The organism is Microbacterium sp. GbtcB4 (assembly GCF_019091465.1).
Classification (GTDB): Bacteria; Actinomycetota; Actinomycetes; order Actinomycetales; family Microbacteriaceae; genus Microbacterium; species Microbacterium paraoxydans.
Genome location: NZ_JAGXJJ010000059.1, coordinates 1 through 294, shown reverse-complemented (window position 1 = coordinate 294; position 294 = coordinate 1). Strand labels below are relative to the sequence as shown.

The following is a 294-nucleotide window of genomic DNA, read 5'->3' as shown; positions in this document are numbered from 1 at the left end:
CACTCGGTCAATGACGGGGTTCATCGTTGTCGTCTCGCCTTCGGTCAGCCTGCCGGTTGCCAGATCCGATAGAGCTCGGACTGGGTGATGTCTTCGTAGCGCTCGAACTGTTCGCGGACGGCGCGCAGCGCAGCCGCGCCCTCGCTCGTCCTGGTCGCACCGTCGGTGAGCAGTTGCTGCACGCGGGGATGCAGCTCCGCATAGAGGTCGGCCAGGTCGATCGCCGCGAACGAGAAAGCGCCGCGGTTCACCTCGCTCCCCGCGATCTCCCCAGCGCTGGACTGCAGGGTCGCG

Annotated in this window: 1 protein-coding gene; it reads right to left on the bottom strand. The window is 67.0% G+C overall.

Annotated features, from left to right (window positions below; all coding sequences use genetic code 11):
* Positions 1–44: 44 nt before the first annotated feature.
* Positions 45–294, bottom strand: a 250-nt coding sequence (locus KVS71_RS17275; protein WP_217585133.1) for a hypothetical protein, incomplete at its 5' end; no start/stop codon positions are given.